The sequence below is a fragment of the Marinobacter sp. CA1 genome (assembly GCF_020546665.1).
GTDB classification, from domain to species: Bacteria; Pseudomonadota; Gammaproteobacteria; order Pseudomonadales; family Oleiphilaceae; genus Marinobacter; species Marinobacter xestospongiae.
In genome coordinates this window covers 3,488,845-3,512,884 of the sequence record NZ_CP071785.1, presented here as the reverse complement: position 1 = coordinate 3,512,884, position 24,040 = coordinate 3,488,845, and the positions used below count along the sequence as shown (strand labels likewise).

General features: G+C 61.3%; 24 protein-coding genes. 17 read left to right on the top strand and 7 right to left on the bottom strand.

The window, feature by feature from the left end; genetic code table 11:
* Window positions 1–456 precede the first annotated feature (456 nt).
* Window positions 457–1,737: an HlyC/CorC family transporter gene (locus J2887_RS16030; protein ID WP_227172099.1), complete on the bottom strand. Its 1,281-nt coding sequence runs from the start codon at window positions 1,735–1,737 to the stop codon at window positions 457–459.
* Between the two features lie 115 nt (window positions 1,738–1,852).
* Window positions 1,853–2,659 carry a cytochrome C assembly family protein gene (locus J2887_RS16025; RefSeq protein WP_227172098.1) on the bottom strand — a complete coding sequence of 269 codons (807 nt, stop codon included), beginning with the start codon at window positions 2,657–2,659 and terminating at the stop codon, window positions 1,853–1,855.
* A gap of 161 nt (window positions 2,660–2,820) precedes the next feature.
* Here J2887_RS16025 and ffh point away from each other — a divergent pair, with 161 nt between their 5' ends.
* The 13 genes from ffh to ung all read left to right on the top strand — a co-directional run bounded on the left by ffh (window position 2,821) and on the right by ung (window position 16,482).
* A complete protein-coding gene (gene ffh / locus J2887_RS16020) occupies window positions 2,821–4,209 on the top strand; it encodes a signal recognition particle protein (protein ID WP_227172097.1) in 1,389 nt (462 codons plus the stop codon).
* 142 nt (window positions 4,210–4,351) lie between these two features.
* Window positions 4,352–4,591: a 30S ribosomal protein S16 gene (gene rpsP / locus J2887_RS16015; RefSeq protein ID WP_227172096.1), complete on the top strand. Its 240-nt coding sequence runs from the start codon at window positions 4,352–4,354 to the stop codon at window positions 4,589–4,591.
* A gap of 25 nt (window positions 4,592–4,616) precedes the next feature.
* Window positions 4,617–5,144, top strand: a complete 528-nt coding sequence (rimM, locus tag J2887_RS16010) for a ribosome maturation factor RimM (RefSeq protein WP_227172095.1) — start codon at window positions 4,617–4,619, stop codon at window positions 5,142–5,144.
* Window positions 5,145–5,147: 3 nt separating this feature from the next.
* Window positions 5,148–5,906, top strand: coding sequence for a tRNA (guanosine(37)-N1)-methyltransferase TrmD (gene trmD, locus J2887_RS16005; protein ID WP_227172094.1), 759 nt, complete (start codon window positions 5,148–5,150; stop codon window positions 5,904–5,906).
* Window positions 5,907–5,930: 24 nt separating this feature from the next.
* Entirely contained in the window at window positions 5,931–6,287 is a 357-nt protein-coding gene (rplS, locus tag J2887_RS16000; RefSeq protein WP_092021024.1) for a 50S ribosomal protein L19, read from the top strand.
* 142 nt (window positions 6,288–6,429) lie between these two features.
* Complete coding sequence (gene xerD, locus J2887_RS15995) at window positions 6,430–7,341, top strand: site-specific tyrosine recombinase XerD (protein ID WP_227172093.1); 912 nt, start codon at window positions 6,430–6,432, stop codon at window positions 7,339–7,341.
* Window positions 7,342–7,482: 141 nt separating this feature from the next.
* The gene (locus J2887_RS15990) at window positions 7,483–8,229 is read left to right on the top strand and encodes a thioredoxin fold domain-containing protein (RefSeq protein WP_227172092.1); all 747 of its coding nucleotides are present in this window, start codon (window positions 7,483–7,485) and stop codon (window positions 8,227–8,229) included.
* Between the two features lie 161 nt (window positions 8,230–8,390).
* Window positions 8,391–9,692, top strand: coding sequence for a homoserine dehydrogenase (locus J2887_RS15985; RefSeq protein WP_227172091.1), 1,302 nt, complete (start codon window positions 8,391–8,393; stop codon window positions 9,690–9,692).
* 12 nt (window positions 9,693–9,704) lie between these two features.
* The gene (gene thrC, locus J2887_RS15980; protein ID WP_227172090.1) at window positions 9,705–11,105 is read left to right on the top strand and encodes a threonine synthase; all 1,401 of its coding nucleotides are present in this window, start codon (window positions 9,705–9,707) and stop codon (window positions 11,103–11,105) included.
* A gap of 31 nt (window positions 11,106–11,136) precedes the next feature.
* The gene (recJ, locus tag J2887_RS15975) at window positions 11,137–12,867 is read left to right on the top strand and encodes a single-stranded-DNA-specific exonuclease RecJ (RefSeq protein ID WP_227172089.1); all 1,731 of its coding nucleotides are present in this window, start codon (window positions 11,137–11,139) and stop codon (window positions 12,865–12,867) included.
* Window positions 12,868–13,045: 178 nt separating this feature from the next.
* Window positions 13,046–14,141 (top strand): peptide chain release factor 2 gene (gene prfB, locus J2887_RS15970; RefSeq protein ID WP_227172088.1). Its coding sequence is split into 2 segments (ribosomal slippage): window positions 13,046–13,117 and window positions 13,119–14,141, totalling 1,095 coding nucleotides; the frame shifts between segments, so codons are not numbered across the junction.
* A gap of 62 nt (window positions 14,142–14,203) precedes the next feature.
* A complete protein-coding gene (lysS, locus tag J2887_RS15965) occupies window positions 14,204–15,739 on the top strand; it encodes a lysine--tRNA ligase (protein WP_227172087.1) in 1,536 nt (511 codons plus the stop codon).
* A 2-nt stretch (window positions 15,740–15,741) separates the two neighbouring features.
* Window positions 15,742–16,482, top strand: coding sequence for a uracil-DNA glycosylase (ung, locus tag J2887_RS15960; protein WP_227172086.1), 741 nt, complete (start codon window positions 15,742–15,744; stop codon window positions 16,480–16,482).
* A gap of 78 nt (window positions 16,483–16,560) precedes the next feature.
* Here ung and J2887_RS15955 read toward each other — a convergent pair whose 3' ends face one another.
* From J2887_RS15955 to nadB, 5 genes are all read right to left on the bottom strand, one after another.
* Window positions 16,561–17,394, bottom strand: a complete 834-nt coding sequence (locus J2887_RS15955; RefSeq protein WP_227172085.1) for an HDOD domain-containing protein — start codon at window positions 17,392–17,394, stop codon at window positions 16,561–16,563.
* A gap of 153 nt (window positions 17,395–17,547) precedes the next feature.
* Entirely contained in the window at window positions 17,548–18,528 is a 981-nt protein-coding gene (locus J2887_RS15950) for a YgfZ/GcvT domain-containing protein (protein WP_227172084.1), read from the bottom strand.
* A 58-nt stretch (window positions 18,529–18,586) separates the two neighbouring features.
* Window positions 18,587–19,027 (bottom strand): hypothetical protein, encoded by a 441-nt coding sequence (locus tag J2887_RS15945; RefSeq protein ID WP_227172083.1) that lies wholly within the window; start codon window positions 19,025–19,027, stop codon window positions 18,587–18,589.
* The gene (locus J2887_RS15940) at window positions 19,011–19,265 is read right to left on the bottom strand and encodes a succinate dehydrogenase assembly factor 2 (protein WP_227172082.1); all 255 of its coding nucleotides are present in this window, start codon (window positions 19,263–19,265) and stop codon (window positions 19,011–19,013) included. The genes J2887_RS15945 and J2887_RS15940 overlap by 17 nt, the downstream gene beginning before the upstream one ends.
* Before the next feature lie 34 nt (window positions 19,266–19,299).
* Entirely contained in the window at window positions 19,300–20,904 is a 1,605-nt protein-coding gene (gene nadB, locus J2887_RS15935; RefSeq protein ID WP_227172081.1) for an L-aspartate oxidase, read from the bottom strand.
* Window positions 20,905–21,119: 215 nt separating this feature from the next.
* Here nadB and rpoE point away from each other — a divergent pair, with 215 nt between their 5' ends.
* The 4 genes from rpoE to J2887_RS15915 are packed head-to-tail and all read left to right on the top strand — an operon-like array spanning window position 21,120 to window position 23,890.
* Window positions 21,120–21,731, top strand: coding sequence for an RNA polymerase sigma factor RpoE (gene rpoE / locus J2887_RS15930; RefSeq protein WP_227172080.1), 612 nt, complete (start codon window positions 21,120–21,122; stop codon window positions 21,729–21,731).
* A 56-nt stretch (window positions 21,732–21,787) separates the two neighbouring features.
* Window positions 21,788–22,378 (top strand): sigma-E factor negative regulatory protein, encoded by a 591-nt coding sequence (locus tag J2887_RS15925; RefSeq protein ID WP_227172079.1) that lies wholly within the window; start codon window positions 21,788–21,790, stop codon window positions 22,376–22,378.
* 13 nt (window positions 22,379–22,391) lie between these two features.
* Window positions 22,392–23,426: a MucB/RseB C-terminal domain-containing protein gene (locus J2887_RS15920; RefSeq protein WP_324197221.1), complete on the top strand. Its 1,035-nt coding sequence runs from the start codon at window positions 22,392–22,394 to the stop codon at window positions 23,424–23,426.
* Window positions 23,423–23,890 (top strand): SoxR reducing system RseC family protein, encoded by a 468-nt coding sequence (locus tag J2887_RS15915; protein WP_227172078.1) that lies wholly within the window; start codon window positions 23,423–23,425, stop codon window positions 23,888–23,890. The genes J2887_RS15920 and J2887_RS15915 overlap by 4 nt, the downstream gene beginning before the upstream one ends.
* The last annotated feature ends 150 nt before the right edge of the window (window positions 23,891–24,040 follow it).

The following is a 24,040-nucleotide window of genomic DNA, read 5'->3' as shown; positions in this document are numbered from 1 at the left end:
GATACATGACCGAGCCGAACTGCTTCGTTTATGGTTATTGTGATCAATCTACCGCAATTCCCGGCCTGGTAAAATGACCGAAAATACACGTCCGCGGGATGTCCGATGTCGCCGTCGTAATGAACAGCGTGCCACAGTGGACCTCGGACTTGCCGCAGGGGAGGGCGATGGATGGGTGTGGGCGTCAGTCGGTGACGGGCCCGGCCATCATGACCATGGTCGGGACTCCGCAACACAGAAGCGGATTGGCGATGGGCCAGCCCTGGACTCATGGAACGCACTCCAATTCTTATTATAGGGAACCTCAGCTTTAATTTCGTTCAGAGTCTTCGCCAGGTCAAGTAACGGGTTAAATGATAATCTTTCGAGTTCTTGGCCGGCTATAACCAATCACTCTATAGCTAGCTGCTGGCAGCCTGCTCCGCGCCCTGGTTGGCGAGGGACAGGCTGGCCCGTCTACGATCTGAGTGGTCTGGGCCGGCGCGGCGCAGCGTGAACGATGGCGGCCTTCACCACGTTGTCCTTGATCTGCAGAATCTCCAGGCGGTGCCCTTCGACGGTCAGACAGACATTGCTCTCCGGAATGGTTTCCAGGGTTTCGGTGATCAGGCCATTCAGGGTCTTGGGGCCATCGGTGGACAGTTTCCAGCCCAGCGTTTTGTTGATGGTGCGAATCGCTGTGGAGCCATCAATAATGTAGGTGCCATCGTCCTGCGGAATGATGTCCGGGCTGGTGGCGGCGTAGTCGGTGGTGAAGTCGCCAACTATCTCTTCCAGAATGTCCTCGAGCGTGGCCAGGCCCAGCACTTCGCCGTACTCGTCCACCACAATGCCGAACCGCCGCTTTTCTTTCTGGAAGTTGATCAGTTGGGTGTTCAGCGGTGTGCTTTCGGGAATGAAGTAGGGTTCGCGGCACAGCTGCATCAGTTTGGCCTTGTTCAGGTCTTCTTCCATCAGCAGCTTGGTAGCGTTACGCAGGTGCAGCACGCCCTGAATGTTGTTGATATCGCCTTTGAACACCGGCAGGCGGGTGTGTTGGCTGCTGCGCATCTGGCGGATGATGGTATCCAGGTCGTCATCCAGGTCGATGCCCACCACTTCGTTGCGGGGCACAAAGATATCATTGACGGTGACGTGCTCCAGATCGAGGATGCTGACCAGCATGTCCTTGTGCTTGCTGGGGATCAGTGCGCCGGCTTCATTGACCAGGGTGCGCAGCTCCTCGCGGCTGAGGTGATCGCTGGCGGCATCCTGGGCGGACACGCCAATCAGTTTGAGGATGGCGCCGGTAAACAGGTTGACCAGCCAGACCGCGGGGTACAGCACCTTGAGCAACGGGCCAAGTGCGTAACTGGCGGGGAACGCGATCTTTTCCGGAAACAGCGCGGCAAGGGTCTTGGGTGTGACCTCGGCGAAAATCAGGATGGTGATGGTCAGCAGTAGCGTGGCAATGGCGATGCCGGCGTCACCCCAGATGCGGATGGCGATGACCGTGGCAATGGAGGAGGCCAGGATGTTGACGAAGTTGTTGCCGATCAGGATGACCCCGATCAGTTGATCCGTTCTCTGCAGCAGGCCCTGGGCCCGTTTCGCGCCGCGATTGCCGGTCTTGGCCAGGTGCTTGAGACGGTAACGGTTCAGAGACATCATGCCGGTCTCTGAACTGGAGAAGAACGCGGACAGCAGAATCAGCCCCGCGAGGAGCGAAAACAGCGCCGTAAGCGATGCCTCGTTCAACAGATGGTGTCCTTATATTGCGGATAAGCTGCGAACATAGGGGGCGGGGTTTTCGCTGTCAACCCCGTTTCCTTGTCCTGCGTGACGTCTGGCGAATTCGCTGACGGGTACCGGATCAGCCGATGCGGTGAAAGACCAGCTCCAGCACGAATTTGCTGCCATAGAATCCCAGCATCAGCAGCAGGCAGCCGGTGAGGGTCCAGCGGCTGGCGGTAATGCCGCGCCAGCCCTTGGTATAGCGGCCAATCAGCAGTGCCACAAACACCGCCAGTGACATCAGCGAGAAGATGGTTTTGTGGGCAACGTTCTGGGCGAACAGGTCATTGACGAACAGGGCGCCAGTGATGATGGCCAGGATCAGCAGCACCACGCCGGCCCACACCATCTCGAACAACAGCGATTCCATGGTCTGCAGTGGTGGCAGGTTGCGCACCAGCAGGCTGTTGTAGTTGTGCTTGAGTTGGCGGTTCTGGAAATACAGTACCACGGCCTGGGCGGCAGCAAGTGTGAACAGGCTGTAGGCGGTGATCGACAGGGCTACGTGGGACAGCATGCCGTAGTTGTCAGCCGCCACCAATTGGGTGGATTCCGGTTTCGCCAGCAGCATCAGGATGGTGATACCAGCCAGGGGGTAAGCGCCCAGAGAAAGGTTCTGCACCGGCTTGCGGATGTTGAACAGCAGCAACAGCGCAACGATGAGCCAGGAGATCAGCACGGAGCTTTGGAAAAAGCCGAAATCAAACCCGCCGTCGTGATGGAGGGTCTGCCACAGCAACAGGCCGTGGCCGATCAGCGCAAGCGTACCGATCAGGCTGGTGACGGCGATATTGGTGTGGACGCGGCCGCGAAAGCTGAGGGCCTGCAAGGCTGTTCCGACGCTATAGAGGAAAAGCGAGGTTACCGCGAGGATCAGCGTTCCCATGTCGTCCTTAATCAAGTTGCTCGGGTCGGGCATCAGTAGAGGGCAGATTTGACCGGGTTGGTCGTTTCAGCGCGATAGTCTGGTTATAATGTCGCGATTGTGCAACCGGAATCAACCGGTTCCCTGTTCATGCATCCATTTTTTCAGGGTACGGATTCACTATGTTTGAGAACCTGACAGACCGACTCTCTGGCAGTCTGCGGAAAATTTCCGGTCAGGCCCGCCTGACGGACGACAACATCAAGGCGACCCTGCGTGAGGTCCGCAAGGCACTGTTGGAGGCGGATGTCGCCCTGCCGGTGGTCAAGGCCTTTATTGAAAGTGTGCGTAAGCGCGCCGTGGGCCAGGAGGTTCGTCGCAGCCTGACACCGGGCCAGGTGTTTGTGAAAGTGGTCCAGCAGGAGCTGGAGCGGGTTATGGGGGATGGTTCCGAGGCCCTCAATCTGTCCACTCAGCCGCCGGCCGTGATCATGATGGCGGGCCTGCAAGGGGCCGGTAAGACCACTACCGTGGCCAAACTGGCGCGCCAGCTCAAGGAGCGCGAGAAAAAGTCGGTCATGGTGGTCAGTGCGGACGTCTACCGTCCGGCTGCGATCAAGCAACTGGAGACCCTTGCGGGGGAAGTTGAGGTTGAGTTCCACCCCAGCAGCGCTGACCAGGACCCGGTGGCGATTGCCGAGGGCGCGATTGACGCGGCGCGTAAGAAGCACCTGGACGTGGTGATCGTTGATACCGCCGGCCGTCTTCATGTCGATGAGGACATGATGTCGGAAATTCGTCGGCTCCATCAGGCGGTAAACCCGATTGAGACGCTGTTTGTGGTCGACGCCATGACCGGTCAGGATGCCGCCAACACCGCCAAGGCCTTTAATGACGCCCTGGCGCTGACCGGTGTGGTGCTGACAAAGACCGACGGCGATGCCCGAGGCGGTGCCGCGCTGTCGGTGCGCCATATCACTGGCAAGCCGATCAAGTTCCTTGGTGTCGGCGAGAAGAGTGACGCCCTGGAGCCGTTCCATCCGGACCGGGTTGCCTCTCGGATTCTCGGTATGGGGGATGTGCTCTCCCTGATTGAGGACGCCGAGCGCAAGCTGGACCAGAAGAAGGCGGAAAAGCTCACCAAGAAGATCAAGAAAGGAAAGAGCTTCGATCTGGAGGATTTCCGCGACCAGCTTCAGCAGATGAAGAACATGGGCGGTGTCGGCGGCCTGCTGGACAAGCTTCCTGGCATGGGGCAAATGGCCGAGGTGGCGCAGCAGCAGGTCAATGACAAGAGTATGGGGCAGATGGAAGCCATTATCTGCTCGATGACGCCTAAAGAGCGTCGTTACCCGGATACCATCAACAATTCCCGCAAGCGCCGCATCGCGACAGGCTCTGGTACCCAGATCCAGGACGTCAACCGGCTGCTCAAGCAGCACAAGCAGATGGCCAAGATGATGAAGAAATTCAGCAAGAAAGGCGCCATGGCCAACATGATGCGGGGCATGGGCGGGATGATGCCGCCGGGCGGCGGAGGTGGCGGTATGCCTCCGTTCGGGCGTATGTAAAAGTCGAAGGTATTAGCTGTTTCCTTTGGCGCTCTTTTGGCATAGAATAGCGCCCCTTTCGAGTATGGGTCTTCGTATCGACTGTTAGGCGGTTGATGCGAATCGTACAAAGTTCGTACAACTGAACAGGATATTGGTCGAAATGGTAACAATCCGTTTGGCTCGTGGCGGCTCCAAGAAGCGCCCGTTCTACCATCTGACAGTCACCGACAGCCGCAAATCCCGCGACGGTCGTTTCATTGAACGTGTTGGTTTCTTCAACCCGGTTGCCCGTGGTCAGGAAGAGCGTCTGCGCGTAGATCGTGATCGCGTTGACTACTGGCTGGGCCAGGGCGCTCAGGCCAGCGAGCGCGTCGCGCAGCTGCTAAAAGGCGCTGAGTAAGATCGACTCTCGACCGGGGTAGGGCATGGCAGTGAGTTCGCAGGAAACTGTGATAGGCCGGATTACCTCGGTGTATGGGGTCAAGGGATGGGTCAAGGTCTTTTCCTATACCGATCCCATTGAAGGTATTCTGAACTATCCGAACTGGACTCTGGTTCAGGACGGCAAGCGGGTACTCATCCAGCTGGAACAGGGGCGTCGGCACGGTCCGGGCATCGTGGTTCAGCTCAAGGGTGTCAGCGATCGCGAGGTCGCTCGCGGTTATTGCGGTGCCGATATTGTCGTCCCCACTGATGTCATGCCAGAACTCCCTGCCGGGGAGTACTACTGGCATCAGTTGGAGGGGCTGGTGGTTGAAACCGTCGAAGGCGAATGCCTTGGCAAGGTTCACCACCTGATTGAGACCGGCTCCAACGACGTATTGGTGGTTCACGCGACGGTCGATGCCATCGACCAGCGGGAGCGCTTGATTCCCTATCTCCCCGATCAGGTGGTCCGGGAGATTGATCTCGCTTCCGGAAAAATGGTGGTGGACTGGGACCCGGAGTTCTGACTGGTGTGGATTGCAGCAGTTAGTCTTTTTCCGGAGATGTTTCAGGCCGTGACTGATTACGGCATCACCGGTCGGGCGGTTCGTGACGGGTTGCTGAGTTTCCAGAGCTGGAATCCCAGGGAGTTTACCCACGATCGGCACCGTACGGTGGATGATCGTCCCTACGGTGGTGGTCCCGGTATGCTGATGAAAATTCAGCCGTTGCGGGATGCCATCCATGCGGCCAGGTCGGCGGCACCAGGCAAGGCCTGTGTGGTCTATCTGTCACCGCAGGGTGAGACGCTCAACCAGTCCGTGGTGGAGTCGTTGGCGGCTGCAGAAAACCTGATTCTGGTGGCGGGTCGTTACGAGGGTGTGGATGAACGCCTGATAGCGACGGAAGTCGACCGGGAGGTATCGCTGGGCGACTTCGTGTTGTCCGGTGGTGAGCTGGCAGCGATGTCAGTGATTGATGCGGTTACTCGCCTCATCCCCGGAGCGCTGGGTCATGCGCAGTCGGCGGAGCAGGACTCCTTTGCCGACGGTTTGCTGGATTGTCCGCACTACACCCGGCCCGAAGTGTACGAAGGTCAGGCGGTGCCGGATGTTTTGTTAGGCGGTCACCATGATCAGATCCGGCGTTGGCGGCTGAAGCAGTCGCTGAGGCGAACCTGGGAGCGACGCCCGGACCTGCTGGAACAGCGGGTGTTGACGGACGAAGAGCGTGAGCTGCTGGATGAATTTTTAAATGAACCGGGTGCCACTGAACGTTCAGGGCATTGAGAGATTGGGTATCAGGAGCATACGATGAGCGGCAAGAACAACATCATCAGTCAGATTGAAGCAGAACAGATGACCAAGGAAATCCCTGCCTTTGCGCCGGGTGACACCGTGGTTATTCAGGTTCGTGTTACTGAGGGCAACCGTGAGCGTCTGCAGGCGTTCGAGGGCGTTGTTATCGGTAAGCGCAACCGTGGTCTGAACTCTTCCTTCACCGTGCGTAAGATTTCTTACGGTGTGGGTGTTGAGCGGACTTTCCAGACTTACTCCAAGCTGATCGACAGCATCAGCGTCAAGCGTCGTGGTGACGTGCGTCAGGCCAAGCTGTACTACCTGCGCGACCTGTCTGGTAAGGCTGCTCGTATCAAAGAGAAGCTGGGCTGAGTCGACTGCCCGGGCGACCGGGCGTCGAACAGATCCAAGGATGCTGGGCTGCTGTGGCAGTTCAGGGTCAGAAAAGGCAGCCATTGGCTGCCTTTTTTTATGGCTGTCGCAGCTGGCGATGGCGGGAGGTGAGAGGCTGCAAGTGGCTACGACCGGGGCTGACAACAGCCAACTGATAGAGCGGTTCTGTGATGCTATCTGGTTGGAGGAGGGGCTCGGTGAGCAGACCCGTTCCGCCTACCGCAGTGACCTGCTTCGCCTGGCGGCCTGGCTTGATCAGCGTCCTGTCGCAGTGCCCCTGGCGGCCGCAAGCCGCACCGATCTGCTGGGATGGATGTCCCAGGCTCTGGCGCAGGGGCGCAAGAGCAGTACAGCGGCCCGCCGTCTGTCCTGCCTGCGGCGGTTCTACCGCTACCTGCTGCGGGAGCAGATCATCTCCGAAGACCCGACGCTGCGCATTGACAGTCCTCGCCAGCCTCAGCGGTTGCCCGATGCGTTGTCAGAGGAGGAGGTCGAGGCGCTGCTCAGTGAGCCGGATGTCGAGATCCCGCTGGAATTGCGCGACCGGGCGATGCTGGAGATTCTGTACGGCTGCGGATTGCGGGTCACTGAGCTGGTGACCCTGCGGGTGGATCAGGTCAATCTGCGTCAGGGGGTGGTCCGGGTCACCGGCAAGGGTGGTAAGGATCGGCTGGTGCCGCTGGGTGAGGAGGCGTTGGACTGGTTGCTCAGTTATCTCAACCAGGGGCGGGATGTGCTGCTCAAGGGTCGGGCCTCGGATGACCTTTTTCCGGGAAACCGTGCCTGCGCGATGACGCGCCAGACCTTCTGGCACCGAATCAAGCGCTACGCCACCCGCGCGGGTATTCACAAGCCGCTGTCGCCCCACACTCTGCGTCACGCCTTTGCGACCCATCTGCTCAACCACGGTGCTGACCTGCGGGTGGTGCAGATGCTGCTGGGTCACGCCGACCTGTCGACCACGCAGATCTATACCCATGTGGCCCGCCATCGCTTGAAAACCCTGCACGGGGAGCACCATCCCCGGGGCTAGGTTTGGTAATGCCGGTTGGGCCTGATACATTGGGTGTTTGTCTGAATCCCCGGTGAGTGTCGGGCACGATTGGTGCCTGAGCGCACCACTGGCGTCCTGGCCAGACGGGATTCATGGACCCCAATTCACACGAGATTCGTTATGACAGTATGCACACAGGCGATCCGGTTGCTGGCGTTGACCGTCCTGGGCGGCGCGGTACTTTTTACCCAGGCCGTTTCTGCCGGCGAGGTGGAGGATGCCATCGCCGAGCAGATTGCTCAGGCCCTGCCTGCGCTGGGGGAGCTGGATATCCAGCCAACGGAAGCGGAGGGGCTCTATCAGGTAATCACCGAGCAGAATGAGGTGGTGTACACCACCGCTGACGGCCAGTTTCTGATCAGCGGCGAATTGCTGCAGGTAACCGAGGGCGGCCTGGTCAATGTGACCGAGGCGACCAAGTCCGAACTGCGGGTCAACGCCCTGGCAGACATGGGCGATGACGGCGTGATCCGCTTTGCTGCCGACGGCGAGCAAAAGGCGGCAATCAACGTGTTCACCGACATCGACTGTGGCTACTGCCGTAAACTTCATGCCGATGTTCCCCGCCTCAACGAGCTTGGCATCACCGTCAACTATTACGCCTTCCCGCGTTCCGGTCCTGGTTCCTCCTCATTTGCCAAGTACGAATCGGTCTGGTGTGCCGAGGATCAGCGCTCTGCGATGAATTCGGCCAAACAGGGCGAGTCAGTGACGCCGGCAAGTTGTGACAACCCGGTAATGGAGCAGTATCGACTGGGCCGGCAGCTTGGCGTCACCGGTACGCCGGCCATCGTGCTGGAAGATGGCAACATGGTTCGCGGCTATGTCCCTGCGGAGCAGCTCGCCAAGGGGCTTGGCGTACTGTAAGCGCCAGGCTGGTCAGGATGTGCACACATTGGCCGGTATAGTCGTTATACTATGCCGTCCCACAGCGAAGGAGCTTCTTGAAGCTGGTGATGGTCGGCAAAGATTCAGGTCGGTGATCAGGCGTCAAGAGTTCCCCAATCAACAGGAACAGAGGTGAGAGTTTGAAAGACGTCAATGTCGGAATCTGCGGGCTGGGTACAGTCGGTGGCGGTACCTTCAATGTCCTCAAGCGGAACGCGGACCAGATTGCCGGTCGCGCAGGCTGCAACATCCGAATTAGCCGGATTGCCAGCCGCACTGCCCGCGAAGATCTGGAGCTGGGGGACATTACCTTTACCACCGATATCTTTGACGTCGTCAACGATCCGGACGTGGACATTGTGGTTGAGTTGATCGGTGGTTACGAAACCGCCCGTGAGCTGGTGATGACCGCCATCAATAATGGCAAGCACGTGGTGACCGCCAACAAGGCGCTGATCGCTGTCCATGGCAATGAGATCTTTGAGGCTGCCGAGGCCAAGGGCGTGATCGTTGCCTTTGAGGCTGGGGTGGCTGGTGGTATCCCGGTGATCAAGGCGGTTCGTGAAGGGCTGGCAGGTAACCGCATTGACTGGATTGCCGGGATCATCAACGGCACCGGTAACTTCATTCTCACCGAGATGCGCGCCGGCCGTGAGTTCGCCGACGTGCTGAAAGAGGCCCAGGCACTGGGCTACGCCGAAGCGGACCCGACCTTCGATGTGGAGGGCATTGATGCCGCCCACAAGCTGACCATCCTGGCGTCCACCGGTTTCGGCGTGCCGCTGCAGTTCGAGAAAGCCTACACCGAGGGCATCTCCGGCATTACCCCGTACGACATCACCCACGCCGAAGGCCTGGGCTATCGCATCAAGCACCTCGGTATCGCCCGTCGCCGTGACAGCGGTATCGAGCTGCGGGTGCATCCCACTCTGGTGCCCAAGGACAACCTGATCGCCCAGGTAGACGGCGTGCTCAACGCTGTGCTGGTGGATGGCGATGCGGTGGGCCAGACCATGTACTACGGCCCCGGCGCCGGCGATGAAGCCACTGCCTCAGCGGTGATTGCGGACTTGGTGGACGTGGCTCGTGCCGTTGCCAACAACAGCACCCAGCGTGTGCCTTACCTGGGCTTCAGCAACGACGCCATGGCCGACCTGCCCGTGCTGCCGATGGAGGAAATCCAGTCGGCCTATTACCTGCGGATCCAGGCGCTGGACCACCCGGGTGTGCTGGCCAAGGTCGCCTCGATCCTCAGTGAGCAGGGCATCAACATTGAGTCCATCGTTCAGAAGGAGTCCGAACTGGAGGACGGCCGCATCCCGGTCATCATCCTGACCCATACCGTTCAAGAGCGGCAGGTTAACCTCGCGATCGAGGAACTTGAGGCTCTGGCCGACGTGGACGGCCGCGTGGTGCGCATCCGGGCAGAAAACTTCAGTTAACAGGAAACCATCGTGAGATATATCAGTACTCGGGGTGATGCCCCTGCATTGGGATTTGAGGACGTTCTGCTCACCGGTCTGGCGACCGACGGTGGTCTCTATGTGCCGGAATCGCTGCCGCATTTCAGCATTGAGGAAATTCGCAGCTGGCGTGGCCTGTCCTACAGCGAACTGGCGTTCAATGTCATGCATCCGTTCGTGGACGATGCCATTCCGGCTGACGACTTCCGTGCCATGCTGGAGGAGACCTACAAGGAATTTGCTCATCAGGCGGTAGCGCCATTGGTCCAGCTCGACACCAACGAATGGGTGATGGAGCTGTTCCGGGGCCCGACCCTGGCGTTCAAGGACTTTGCCCTGCAGTTGCTCGGTCGCCTGCTGGACTATGTGCTGGAGAAACGCAAGCAGCACGTGGTGATCATGGGGGCGACCTCCGGTGACACCGGTTCGGCGGCCATTGAAGGTTGCCGCCGTTGCGAGCATGTGGATATCTTCATCCTGCACCCGCACGAACGGGTTTCCGAGGTGCAGCGTCGGCAGATGACCACGGTGCTGGGGGACAACATCCACAACATCGCCGTGCGTGGCAACTTTGACGATTGTCAGCGTATGGTCAAGGAAAGCTTCGGTGATCAGTCGTTCCTGGGGGGTAAGACCCAGCTGGCGGCGGTCAACTCCATCAACTGGGCGCGGATCATGGCCCAGATTGTGTACTATTTCCATGCCTCTCTGGCTCTTGGCGGTCCCGACCGCAGCCTGGCGTTCTCCGTGCCGACCGGGAACTTCGGTGACATCTTTGCCGGCTATCTGGCCAAGAAGATGGGACTGCCGATCTCCCAGCTGGTGATCGCCACCAACCGCAACGATATTCTGCACCGCTTCATGAGTGGCAATCGCTACGAGCAGCATCAGCTGGAGCACACCCTGTCGCCTAGCATGGATATCATGGTCTCCAGCAACTTCGAGCGTCTGTTGTTCGATCTGCATGGTCGCGACGGTGCGCTGGTGAAGGATCTGCTTGAGCGTGCCCAGCAGGGGCCGGTCAGTATCGAGGATTACCGCTGGCGCCATGCCCGCAAGCTGTTTGACAGCGATGCGGTGGATGACAAGCTCACCTGCGATACCATTCGCGAAGTGTTTGAGCGTAACGAGTACCTGCTGGATCCCCACACCGCCATCGGTGTTCGTGCGGCCCGCAACTGCCGCCGTGACCCGGCGGTGCCCATGGTGACTCTCGGTACGGCTCATCCGGCCAAGTTCCCGGATGCCATTGCGGAGTCCGGCCTGAGCATCAAGCCTGAGCTGCCGGTGCATATGGCGGATCTGTTCGAGCGGGAAGAGCGTTGTTCCGTTCTGGAGAATGATCTTTCCGCTGTACAGTCGTTCATTGCTGACCACTGGAAACACGCCTGACCTTGCGGTCAGGCTCCTGCCCCCCGTTTCTATGACTTCCAGAAAGATTCTGCGACGCCCCATGCCGGCACAGCCACCGGCGTGGGGGGAACAGCTGCCGCCACTGCTGCGGCGGCTTTATGCGGCCCGAGGCGTCCGTTCTGATGCCGAGCTCAGCTACACCCTCAAACACCTGGCGTCGCCGATGCAGCTGCGGGGTATCGAGCGGGCTGTAGAGCTGCTTGCGGAGGCCATTCGTCAGCAGCAGTCGGTGATAATCCTCGGTGATTTTGACGCCGATGGCGCCACCAGTACCGCGGTGGCGATGCTGGGGTTGTCGATGCTGGGGCTGCACCAGGTGGACTTCCGGGTGCCCAGCCGGTTTGCCGACGGCTATGGCCTGACCCCTGGCATCCTCCATCGGCTGCAGCAGGATGGCCCGTTGCCGGATCTGCTGGTGACCGTGGACAACGGCATTGCTGCCCTCGACGGTGTGCGGGTGGCGCGTGAGTTGGGGGTGAAGGTTGTGATCACCGACCATCACCTGGCGGGTGAACAGTTGCCCGATGCCGATGCCATCGTCAATCCCAATCAGCCTGGTTGTGAGTTTCTGAGCAAGAATGCCGCCGGCGTTGGCGTGATGTTCTATGTGCTGACCGCGCTGCGCCGACACCTGCGAGAGCAGGGCCTGTTGCCCCAGCCGGAGCCCAATCTGGGCAGCCTGCTGGATCTGGTGGCGCTGGGCACGGTGGCCGATGTGGTGCCGCTGGACCACAACAACCGCATCTTTGTGGAGCAGGGACTGCGGCGAATCCGCCAGGGTGAGGCCAGACCGGGCATTCTGGCGCTACTGGAGGTGGCGGGGCGGGATCACTCCCAGATCAGCGCCACCGACCTGGGCTTTGTGGTGGGGCCGCGGCTCAACGCCGCCGGCCGGCTGGATGATATGAGCGTGGGCATTGCCTGCCTGCTGGCAGATGGTCGCGATGAGGCCCGCCGGCTGGCCACTGAGTTGGATACCTTCAACCGTGAGCGTCGCAACATCGAGCGGGAGATGAAGAGCCAGGCCCAGGATCTGTTGGCCGACCTCTCGCTGGATCAGGACGGGCTGCCCTGGGGGCTGGCGTTGTTTGATCCCGACTGGCACCAGGGAGTGATTGGTATTCTGGCGGCGCGGGTGCGGGAACAGACCCACCGGCCGGTGGTGGCGTTCGCACCGGGCGAAGACGGCCAGGAGCTGAAGGGCTCGGCCCGTTCCATTCCCGGCCTGCATATCCGCGATGCCCTGGCGGTGGTCGATGCCCGGCATCCCGGGTTGCTGAAGAAATTCGGTGGTCACGCCATGGCGGCGGGAATGACCATTGCCCGGGCAGATCTGGACACCTTCGTGGCGGCTTTTGACGCCGCGGTGCGGGACAGCCTGCAGGCCGAAGACCTGGAAGCGGTGATTACCACCGATGGGCCGCTGCAACCACAGGAGCTGACCCTGGACACCGCGCTGTTGTTGCGGCGCGCCGGCCCCTGGGGCCAGCACTTTCCCGAACCCCTGTTCGATGGCCGGTTCCAGGTCATCAGTCAGCGCATCGTCGGCGAGAACCACCTCAAGCTGGTGTTGCAGCCGGATCATGGTGGCGAGGTGGTTGACGGTATTGCCTTCAACACCGGCCCCGAGGTGCCGGACTACACCCGCACCGGCGCCTGGATTGTCTACAAGCCCGACGCCAACACCTTCCGCGGTCGTACCAATCTGCAGTTACTGATCGACTATCTGGAGCCGGCCTGACCGGTCCGTGAATCGACCGGGCGGGACACCGGGGGCAATCCGCGGATCGCTGGCTCGTGCTGGCTGATCTGACGGCGGATTTCCGGTAAAATGCCGCCTCTGTTTTTTACGTTCCGGCGGACGGCTGACCTGCCCGGCGGGAACGTCTGTCCATTTCCCGACAATGAGTAGCGGTTTCATGGAAATCAATCCCATAGTGACGAAGATCAAAGAGCTTCGTGAGCGCACTGATGCGCTTAGGGGGTACCTTTGACTATGACCATCGCAGTGAACGACTGGTCGAAGTAGAACGCGAACTGGAAGATCCCTCTGTCTGGGATCAGCCGGACCGGGCCCAGGCCCTTGGCAAGGAACGGGCTGACCTGGAACTGATCGTCAAGACCATCGACAATCTCACCTCCGGTCTCGATGACGCCGAGGGGCTACTGGAGATTGCCGTTGAGGAGGACGACGAAGGCACCGTGGCCGACATCGTCGCCGATCTGGAAAGCCTCGATGGCGACCTGCAGAAGCTGGAGTTCCGTCGCATGTTCTCCGGTGAGATGGATGCCAACAACGCCTATCTGGATATCCAGGCGGGCTCCGGTGGCACTGAGGCTCAGGACTGGGCCAACATGCTGCTGCGGATGTACCTGCGCTGGGGCGAGCGTCACGGTTTCAAGACCGAGATTGTCGAGGCCCAGGACGGTGAAGTGGCGGGCGTCAAGAGTGCCACGGTACACTTCCAGGGCGAGTACGCCTATGGCTGGCTGCGTACCGAAACCGGTGTCCATCGCCTGGTCCGTAAGTCGCCGTTCGATTCCGGCAATCGTCGTCATACCTCGTTTTCCTCGGTCTTTGTGTCGCCGGAAGTGGACGACAGCTTCGAGATCGAAATCAATCCGGCCGACTTGCGGGTGGACGTCTATCGCGCCTCCGGTGCCGGTGGTCAGCACGTAAACCGGACCGAATCGGCGGTCCGTCTGACCCACAACCCCACCGGTATTGTGGTGGCCTGTCAGGCCGGGCGAAGCCAGCATCAGAACAAAGACCAGGCCATGAAGCAGCTGAAGGCCAAGCTGTATGAGTTCGAGATGCAGAAGCGCAACGCCGAGAAGCAGAAGCAGGAAGACGCCAAGGCCGACATCGGCTGGGGCAGCCAGATCCGCTCCTACGTGCTGGATGACAGCCGGGTGAAGGATCTGCGCACCAAGGTTGAAACCAGCAATACCCAATCGGTGCTTGATGGCGACATCGACAAGTTCATCGAAGCCAGCCTGAAGATGGCGCTGTAACCGGACGGGTGGCCGCAGCGGTCACCCAATCCCTCCTTTTACCAGAGTGTTAGTGAGAAACCATGACTGAGCAAACGCCGACCGACGTCCAGCAGGAAGAGAACCGACTGATCGCTGAACGCCGCGCCAAGCTGGCGGAACTGCGGGAGCAGGGCTCGCCGTTCCCCAACGATTTCCGTCGCGATGCCACCGCTGCCGAACTGCAGGAGAAATACGGTGACAAGAGCAAGGAAGAGCTGGAATCGCTGGGTATCCAGGTGGCGATTGCTGGCCGTCTGATGCTGGACCGCAAGGCGTTCAAGGTGGTGCAGGACATGTCTGGCCGTATTCAGGTGTACGCCACCAAGGATGTCCAGAAAGCGACCAAGCACTGGGATCTGGGGGACATCATCGGGGTTCGGGGCACCCTCGCCAAATCCGGCAAGGGCGACCTTTACGTCACCATGGATGAGTATGTGCTGCTGACCAAGTCGCTGCGGCCGCTGCCGGAGAAGCACAAGGGACTGACTGACACCGAAACCCGCTACCGTCAGCGCTATGTTGACCTGATGACCAACGAGGACAGCCGCCGTGTGTTCCTGGCACGGTCCCGCATCATCAACTGCATCCGTAACTACTTTGCCGCTCGCGACTTCATCGAGGTGGAGACGCCGATGTTGCAGGTGATCCCGGGTGGTGCCACGGCACGGCCGTTCATTACCCATCACAATGCCCTGGACATCGACATGTACCTGCGCATTGCCCCGGAGCTGTACCTCAAGCGTCTGGTGGTCGGTGGTTTTGAGCGGGTGTTTGAGATCAACCGCAACTTCCGTAACGAGGGGCTGTCCACCCGGCACAATCCCGAGTTCACCATGCTGGAGTTCTACCAGGCCTACGCCGATTTCAACGACCTGATGGACCTGACCGAGGACATGCTTCGGGAGACCGCCAGGGCTGTTGTGGGTGGCGATATCGTCAGCAATACCCGGACTCTGGCCGATGGCAGCGAAGAAACCATTGAGTACGATTTTGGCAAGACTTTCGAGCGCCTGACGGTGGTGGAAGCCATTCTCAAGTACAACCCAGAGCTGACCGCCGAGCAGCTGGCAGATGACGCCAGTGCTCGCCAGGTGGCGAAGGATCTGGGTATCTCGCTGAAGGACAGCTGGGGCCTGGGCAAGGTGCAGATCGAGATCTTCGAGGGGACCGCCGAGCATCGACTGATGCAGCCGACCTTCATTACCGAATACCCCACCGAGGTGTCGCCGCTGGCCCGTCGTCTGGACAGCAATCCGTTTGTTACCGAGCGCTTTGAGTTCTTCGTGGGTGGCCGGGAGATCGCCAACGGCTTCTCGGAGCTGAACGACGCCGAGGACCAGGCGGAGCGCTTCCGTGCCCAGGTGGCGGAGAAGGACGCCGGTGACGATGAGGCGATGTTCTACGACGAGGACTACGTCACCGCGCTGGAGTACGGCCTGCCGCCGACCGCCGGCGAGGGCATCGGTATCGATCGACTGGCGATGCTGCTGACCGATTCGCCGTCCATCCGTGATGTCATCCTGTTCCCTGCCATGCGTCCGGAGCACAAGGCAGCCGGGCCACAGGCTGAGGACTGAGCGTGCATCCGGTCGCAACCCTGGCGGCTCAACTGCGGCAGGACCGTGGCTGGCACCCGCACCTGGCGGCGGAATTTGAGCAGCCGTACATGCGGTCGCTGGCGGAGTTCCTGGCCTCCGAAGAGGAGGCCGGCAAGGTCCTGTTCCCCGCCAGCCAGCACTGCTTCAATGCCCTCAACAGCACGCCGCTGGAGCAGGTGGCGGTGGTGATTCTGGGGCAGGACCCTTACCACGGCCCGGGCCAGGCCCATGGCCTGTGTTTCAGCGTCCGGCCGGATGTGCCGCCGCCGCCGTCGCTGGTGAACATCTTCAAGGAACAGCAGCAGGATCTGGGGATTACTATCCCGGACCATGGCTGTCTGCAGCCCTGGGCGGAGCAGGGTGTGCTGCTGCTCAACAGCGTGCTGACCGTTGTCCAGAGCCAGGCCGGGGCCCATCAGGGGCGAGGTTGGGAGACCTTTACCGACCGCGTGATCGACATCATCAACCGTGAGCGGCAGGGCGTGGTGTTTCTGTTGTGGGGCAGCTATGCCCGCAAGAAGGGCAAGATGATCGACCGTGAGCGTCACCTGGTGCTGGAAGGGCCACACCCGTCACCGCTCAGTGCCTATCGTGGTTTCTTCGGCTGTCGCCACTTTTCCCAGGCCAACGCCTGGCTGCAGCAGCAGGGCCGGCCGCCGGTCAACTGGCAATTGCCAACCAAGGCAGAGCTGCTGGCGCGCTATCGCAAACACCCTGAATAGCCCGTCGGCGATTTCGAATGGGACGGATACACAAACGGGCGCCAATGGCGCCCGTTCTGCTGTCTGGCGGGGCTGTGGTTACTGCAGCAACGCCATGGCGGCTTCCATCTGGGCGTTGAGATCTTCCTCTTCGCTCATATCGATCTCCGGATCGAGACCCAGGCGGTCGAAGGCGGAGATGGTGCTCCAGTCCAGTTCGGTCCAGGGATGCTCGCTGCCGGCCACCCGCTGCAGGTTGGCCACCATGACCAGGTCGGCGTAGTCAGCGCTGGGAACCTGGCGCTGGAAGTTCTGGTATTCCTCGGGTACGGATTGCAGCTCCGTCGGGAAATCCCATTTCTTGAGGATCAGGCTGCCAATGCGGGGGTGAAGCTCCTCGATCACGTTGTCCAGCATCAGGCTGCTGATCTGCAGGTCCTGATCCTCGACATAGCGCAGGATCGGCAGCACGCCAATCAGGTGTACCAGGCCGGCGAGGGTCGCCTGGTCCGGCTTGAGGCGGGTGTAGTGCTGGGCCAGCACGTGGCAGATACCGGCAACTTCGGTGCTGCTCTGCCAGGTGGCGCGCAGGCGCTTGTCGATCATGTCGGAGGTGGCCTGGAACATCTGCTCCATTGCCAGGCCCATTGCCAGGTTGCTGGTGTAGGCCATGCCCAGACGGCTGACCGCCATGTTGAGGTTTTCGATGGCCCGCGCGCCCCGGAACAGCGGGCTGTTACAGACCCGGATCAGGCGGGCGGAGAGGGCGGTGTCGTTGCTGATCACCTTGACCAGGTCTGCAATCGAGGAGTCGTCCGACTCGGCGATCTCGCGAACCTGCAGAGCTGCCTCTGGCAGTGTTGGCAGGACCAGTTTGTCGTTTTCGATGGCGTCGACAAGATCGTTCTTGATGGTCTCGGCGATGGTTGACATGGGCTACAGGTTCCTTGGCAAAGAATCATCGGAGGGACGTGGCAGCGCCGACAGGCGAGTCTGCGGGGTCGATGTCACACCCCTGTGGGGCGTCGGTAAGACCCCCTAAGCTACCTTCATTTATAGCAAATTCTGAGTCGCTTGCCTGTCAACTTATGTATCTGACTCCCGCTCGGGTACCGCGTAGGGGAGTGGCATCACGGTAAGCTCCTGGCCATTCGTGGCCAGTTGCAGGGAACCCTGGGACGCATCGTGCCGCAGGACTGCCAGCAGCTCCGCGCTGCCATCGCTGAACCCAACCGCATTGACCACTTCGCCGACCGCCTTGTCACCGGCCAGGATCGGGGTGCCTGTGACGGGCGCAGCGCCGCCGGCCGAGGCCTTCAGGCGGAACAGGCTTTTCTTGAGCTGCCCCAGGAAATGCATGCGGGCAATCACTTCCTGGCCGGTGTAGCAGCCTTTTTTGAAGTGAATCCCGTTCAGATGTTGCCAGTTCAGCATCTGGGCGACGTACTGTTCCTGGCTGTCTGGCGTCAAGGCCGGGACTCCGGCGGCGATCTCCGAGGCCTGCCAGTTGGTGAGGGTGGTCAGGCGGTCATCGCTGAACGGGTGGGCCAGCTCTCCGGTGAGAGGACCCTGTTGCCAGAACTCAAAGCGCACCAGACCTTCGGCGGTATCCTCGGTCCGAATCAGATGATGGCCGTGGATCTGCACGGTGTCACCGACCGCTTGCAGGTTTGCCTCTGGCGCCAGCCACTGGGCCCATTCCGCGCCCAGCAGACCCAGGACGGTGATGTTCTCGGCTTCCACCATCTCGGTACCACGGTAAAGCATCAGGAAGCGCCCAAGGCGAGCCTTGATGACGTCGTCGGCGCAGTCCCGCTGGAGACTCAGAAGGATGTCATCGCCGTCACTGACCAAGCGGGACAGGGCATACGCGCGGCCCTTGTGGGTACTGGCAGCGGCTCGTGGTGAGTGCACTGCTGTGACGTCATCCAGACTCTGGCTGAGTTGGCCGTTGAGAAAGCTTCGGGCGTCTGGACCACTGACCCGCGCCACCAGGTGGTCGCTGACAACGGCAAATGCGGGGGTCGGCAGTGATTGGTCGGCCTGTGCCGGTGTCTTGTCGGTCATGTCGGTCTCCTTGCGAATGTACGTTGCCGGGCTGCCGGGGTGGTACCCGGGGCAGCGGCTACCCCAACCTGAGCCAGGTGCGCAGGTGACGGAAGGGCTCCTGGGGAACGTTGCGGCAATGAGGTCCAAGATCCAGGAGCAGCAGGGTCTTGCTGCCTGATCTGGAGGTGAGTGGTGTCAGTTTCAAGAGCGCCAGGCGAGCGCTGATACGGCTCTCTGGGCTGACGGTAACTGCCACTGGTGGCTGATTGCCATCTCCGGCCCACAGTTGCCCCTGGCGCAGGCTGAGGGTGTGCACAGCTTTGGGGCCAAGCAGCAGGCCCTGGCGGCGAAATGCCATCGCCGCACCTGCCAGAGTCAGGGGCAGCACTACCAGTAACACAGTGGTCTGGGTCAGCCCAAGTGCCAGGGCGCCAAGGGACAGCACCAGCCAGGGCAGGGCAGCCAGCGTACCGGCTGCCCGGGAAGGCATCAGAGTCAGTTCAGTCCGGCTGGACACGGTTCAGGATCATGTCGACGATCCGCTGCAGGTCCGGGTCTTCGGGGCGGCTGCGTTGCATGAACCACTCGAACATGTCGGTGTCTTCGCAATCCAGCAGCTTGCGGTAGCGGGCCTGGTCCTCGGCGGGGAGGTCCAGGTAGACCTCCTTGAGGAACGGCAGTAGCAGCACGTCCAGCTCCAGCATGCCACGGCGGCTGTGCCAGAAGAGGCGGTTGAATTCGGTTTTGTCAGACATCGGTGATCCTGTTCGGGTTCGGGGATGGCACGCTTCAGGGCGTGTCGGTCCGGTAGTTGGTGGGGACCAGCAGGGTATCCCGGACATCCGGAGACAGCCCGGGGTAGTCCAGGGTGTAGTGCAGGCCGCGGCTCTCGCGCCGTTGCAGGGCGGAGCAGATGATCAGGTCCGACACGGTCACCAGGTTACGCAGTTCCAGCAGATCGTTGGAGACCCGGTAGTTGGAGTAGAACTCGCTGATCTCACTGGCGAGCAGGTCCACCCGGTGCTTGGCCCGCTGTAGCCGTTTGGTGGTGCGGACAATGCCGACATAGTCCCACATGAAGTGACGCAGTTCATCCCAGTTGTGGGAGATCACCACGTCTTCGTCGGAATCCCGTACCTGGGATTCATCCCAGTCCGGCGCCGGCGGAGGTGGCGGGATATCGCTCTCGCGTCTGGCGATGTCGGCGGCTGCGGCACGGCCATACACCAGACACTCCAGCAGCGAGTTGCTGGCCATCCGGTTGGCGCCGTGGAGACCGGTAAAGGCGGCTTCGCCCACCACATAGAGTTGGCTGATATCTGCCCGGGCGCGATCGTCGGTCACCACGCCACCGCAGGTGTAGTGGGCCGCCGGTACCACCGGGATCGGGTCGCGGGTGATGTCGATGCCAAATCCGAGGCACTTCTCATGGATGGTCGGGAAGTGCTGGCGAATGAAGTCCGCGGGCTTGTGGCTGATATCCAGCAGCAGATGGTCGGCCCCCAGGCGCTTCATCTCGTGGTCGATGGCACGGGCGACGATGTCCCGCGGAGCCAGTTCCGCGCGTGGATCGAAACGTTCCATGAAGCGGTTGCCATCGGGCAGCAGCAGGTGACCTCCCTCGCCCCGTACCGCCTCGGTGATCAGGAACGATTTGGCGTGGGGATGGTACAGGCAGGTGGGGTGGAACTGGTTGAACTCCATGTTGGCCACCCGGCAGCCCGCGCGCCAGGCCATGGCGATGCCGTCGCCGGAGGCGCCGTCCGGATTGGTGGTGTAGCGGTAGGCCTTGCTGGCACCACCGGTGGCCAGCACCGTGAAGCGGGCCTGAAACAGCTCTACGTGGTTGTTGTCCAGATTCAGGATGTAGGCGCCGACACAGCGGTTGCCGGGCAGCGACAGCTTGCGGTTGGTGATCAGGTCCACCGCCACCCGGCGGGACATCAGGTCGATGTTGTCGCGGGCCTGGGCCTGCTCGGTCAGGGTGGTGGAAACGGCGTGGCCGGTGGCGTCGGCGGCATGAATGATCCGCCGGTGACTGTGTCCCCCCTCCCGGGTCAGGTGCAGTTCGGCGTTTTCATCGCGGGTAAAGTCGACACCGCTGTCCACCAGCCAGTCGATGCTTTCGCGGGCATTTTCCACGGTAAAGCGAACGGCATCCTCGTGGCAGAGGCCGGCACCGGCATTGAGGGTGTCGTTGATGTGGTGTTCGACCGAGTCCTCATCGTCGAGCGCGGCGGCAATGCCGCCCTGGGCCCACAGGGTGGCCCCGCTGCTGATATCGGCCTTGCTGATCACGGCAATCCGCAGGTGCCGGGGCAGGTTGAGGGCGACAGTGAGTCCGGCAGCGCCGCTGCCGATGATCAGAACATCGTATTCGTAAGACTGTGGCATCGGGTCGGGGTCACGGGCCATAATGAAGAGGTGTATTGAACTAAACTTTGCGCGTGCTGTCTATTTGGCCAGATGGGTGGCAGCCTTCTCCGTGAGGCTGTTGAAGCTCTTGATTGCTTTTCTGTTTCGCCGGATACGACATCAGTATGACGCTCTCGAACCGACAGATTTCAGGCCCTGTGGCCATCAACCGACGGACCCCCGGCAGCCCATCCATGACCCCGGATTCTGACCAGCACGGCGAGGAAACCTCCACCAGCCAGACGGATCTGCAACTGGTCCGCAAGGTGCGCAATGGCGACCGGTCGGCGTTTGATCTGCTGGTGATCAAGTACCAGTCGCGGGTTGCCTCCATCATCAGCCGCTACGTCTACGACAGCCAGGAAGTCATGGATCTGGCCCAGGAAACCTTCGTCAAGGCCTACCGGGCGATGGACCGGTTCCGTGGCGACAGTGCCTTTTATACCTGGCTCTACCGGATTGCGGTCAACACCGCCAAGAACTACCTCGAAGCCCGTGGGCGACGTCCCCAAGGCAGCGCCGATTCGTCCGAAGCCGAGAACTTCGATGATGGTGTGCGGCTGCGGGACAACGCGTCTCCCGAAGGCCTGTTGCAGCGCGAGCAGCTTCAGCAGGCATTGCGTCAGGCGATTTCCGGGTTGCCGGAGGAGTTGCGGTCCGCCTTCCTGCTGCGGGAATACGACGGGCTCAGCTATGAGGACATCGCCCGGATTCTGGAGTGCCCCATCGGTACCGTACGGTCGCGGATTTTCAGGGCCCGGGATGCGGTGGATCGACAACTTGGGCCCCTGCTGGAGGGGCGCTGAGGACATATGTATGAATCAAACGCCGATACGGCAAGTGGTAAGCGAGGTGCCATTCCATGGATGAACGTCTGAAGGAATCACTCTCAGCCATGCTGGACGACCAGGCCGATGAGCTGTCGGTCCGGCGTGTGCTTGCCTGCCCCGACCAGGACGAGGTGCGGGCGCAGTGGCAGCGGTGGCAGACCGTGCGTGACCTGCTCCATGACGGTCACGGGTCTGACGGTATCAACACTGACGCTATCGACATCAGTGCCCAGGTGCGGCAGGCCCTGCACGGACCGCAGGTTGATGAAACCGATGCTGCCACGAATGTGGCTGTTGCGGTGACCGGTGACCGGCGCAAGAACTGGCACTGGACGGCGGTAGCGATGGTGTTTGCCGGCTTGCTGGTGGGTTTTGGTATGGGCAGCAGTTGGGGGCCCTACAGCGCCGACGGCTATGTGCCGGTGGTCAGTGAACAGCCGCGTGGTGCGGGTGTCGGTGCCGGTGTTGCCGTGCCGGAGGTTGCCCTGCAGCGGCTGGATGATGCGCAGTGGGAGCAGCTGAGCCGCTACCTGCTGGAGCACGCCCAGCATAACAGCGTGGCCGCGGGCCGTGGCGCGGTGGGCTATGCCCGCCTGGCCAGTGTTTCCGCGCCGGCTTACTGAGATCCTTGTTGGTATGAGTAACTATGCAATCAGCTCTGTGTCCTGGGGCTTCCGCTGTCGGCGGTGGGCCCTGTGGCTGCTGGTGATGGTGACGCTGCCATCGCTGGCCTCGGCGTCGTCAGCGGCTGGTGACGACGCCGAAGCCTGGCTGTCACGGCTGGGGCCGGCGTTGAACATGACCACCTATCGGGGCGTGTTCGTGTATTCCCGGGGCGATCAGGTCAGCTCCATGCGCATTGCCCATCGTTACCGCGACGGTCAGGTGGAGGAGCGTCTGGTGCAGCAGGATGGCGCCAGTGGTGAAATTGTTCGCAAGGGCACGCAGGTGGTGTGCGTCTTGCCTGATCACGGTCGGGTCAAGCTGGATCAGGTGACCCCCTCCGGCCCGTTTGCCGATACCTTCGCCAGCCAGCGGGTCTTGACCCGGGACTGGTATCAGCCCCAGTTGCTTGGTGAGGACCGGGTGGCCGGCTACAGCGCCAAGGTGGTCGGCCTGAATGCCCGCGATGGCGACCGGTACAGCTACCGGTTGTGGCTGGAGAAAGACACCGGACTGCTGCTCAAGAGCCATGTCCGGGGGCAGGACGGCAGCGTACTGGAGAGCTTTCAGTTTACCGATCTGGAGATTACCGACTCACTACCAGACAGTGAGTTCGAGATACAACTGGATGGTCAGGAAATCCGCCAACGGGTACCGCCGGCGACAGCAGGCGAGGCACCGCCGCCCCGCATGGATGGCTGGTATCTGGGCTGGCGGCCGGATGGATTCCTGCCGGCTGCGGCGCCGGTATCCGGAGATGGGCAGGCGGTGGCATTCTCTGATGGCCTGGCGGCGTTTTCGGTGTTCGTTGAGCCCGCCGGACGTCTGGATATGCCCACCGGGGCGTCTCGCATCGGTGCGACAACCGCCTACATGCGCCCGTTGGAAGCCGGTGAGCAAGCCTTTCTGGTGACGGTCATTGGCGAGATTCCGCCGCAGACCGCGATGAAGGTCGCGGAATCCGTCGCGGTGCAGGACGCCGGAGCCTTTGGAGCCGCGGCGCCATGATCACCGAGTCTGGCCAGGTGGTGGCTGAGCGGGGTGATCAGGTGTGGGTGCAGACCATTCGCCAGAGTGCCTGTCAAAGCTGTCGGGCCCGTCAGGGGTGTGGCCAGAAACTGCTGGCGGAAGTCAGCGGTGGTCGTGCCAATCAGGTGGCGGTGGATAACCACCTGGGCGCCCGGGTGGGAGACCGGGTGACTCTGGGGATTCCTGAAGCGGCGTTGCTGCAGGCATCGTTGCTGGTCTACGGCCTGCCCCTGGTGCTGTTTGTGGCAGGCACCCTGTGCGGTGACTGGTTGCTACCCAACGTGGACGGTGCGGCGGTGGTTTCCGGTCTGGCCGGCCTGGGCGTGGGCTTTGTGCTCGCCCGGCGGCGGGGGCGGCGGTTGTCTGCTCAGGCCTGTCCGCGGCTGCTCCGCATCGACGCGGGCCACGATCAGGTTCTGACGATAAATCCTACTGATCCGTAAGTTGAAAATTGCCGCTCCGGACACAGAATAGGTAAGCAGAACAAATCACTGGGGAGTTCGAGATGTCAAGATCTTGGTTTGAATCTGTGGTTTCCTGCCGACACCCTCACGCAGTTTTTGCGCTGCTGCTGTTTTCCCTGGCATCGCTGT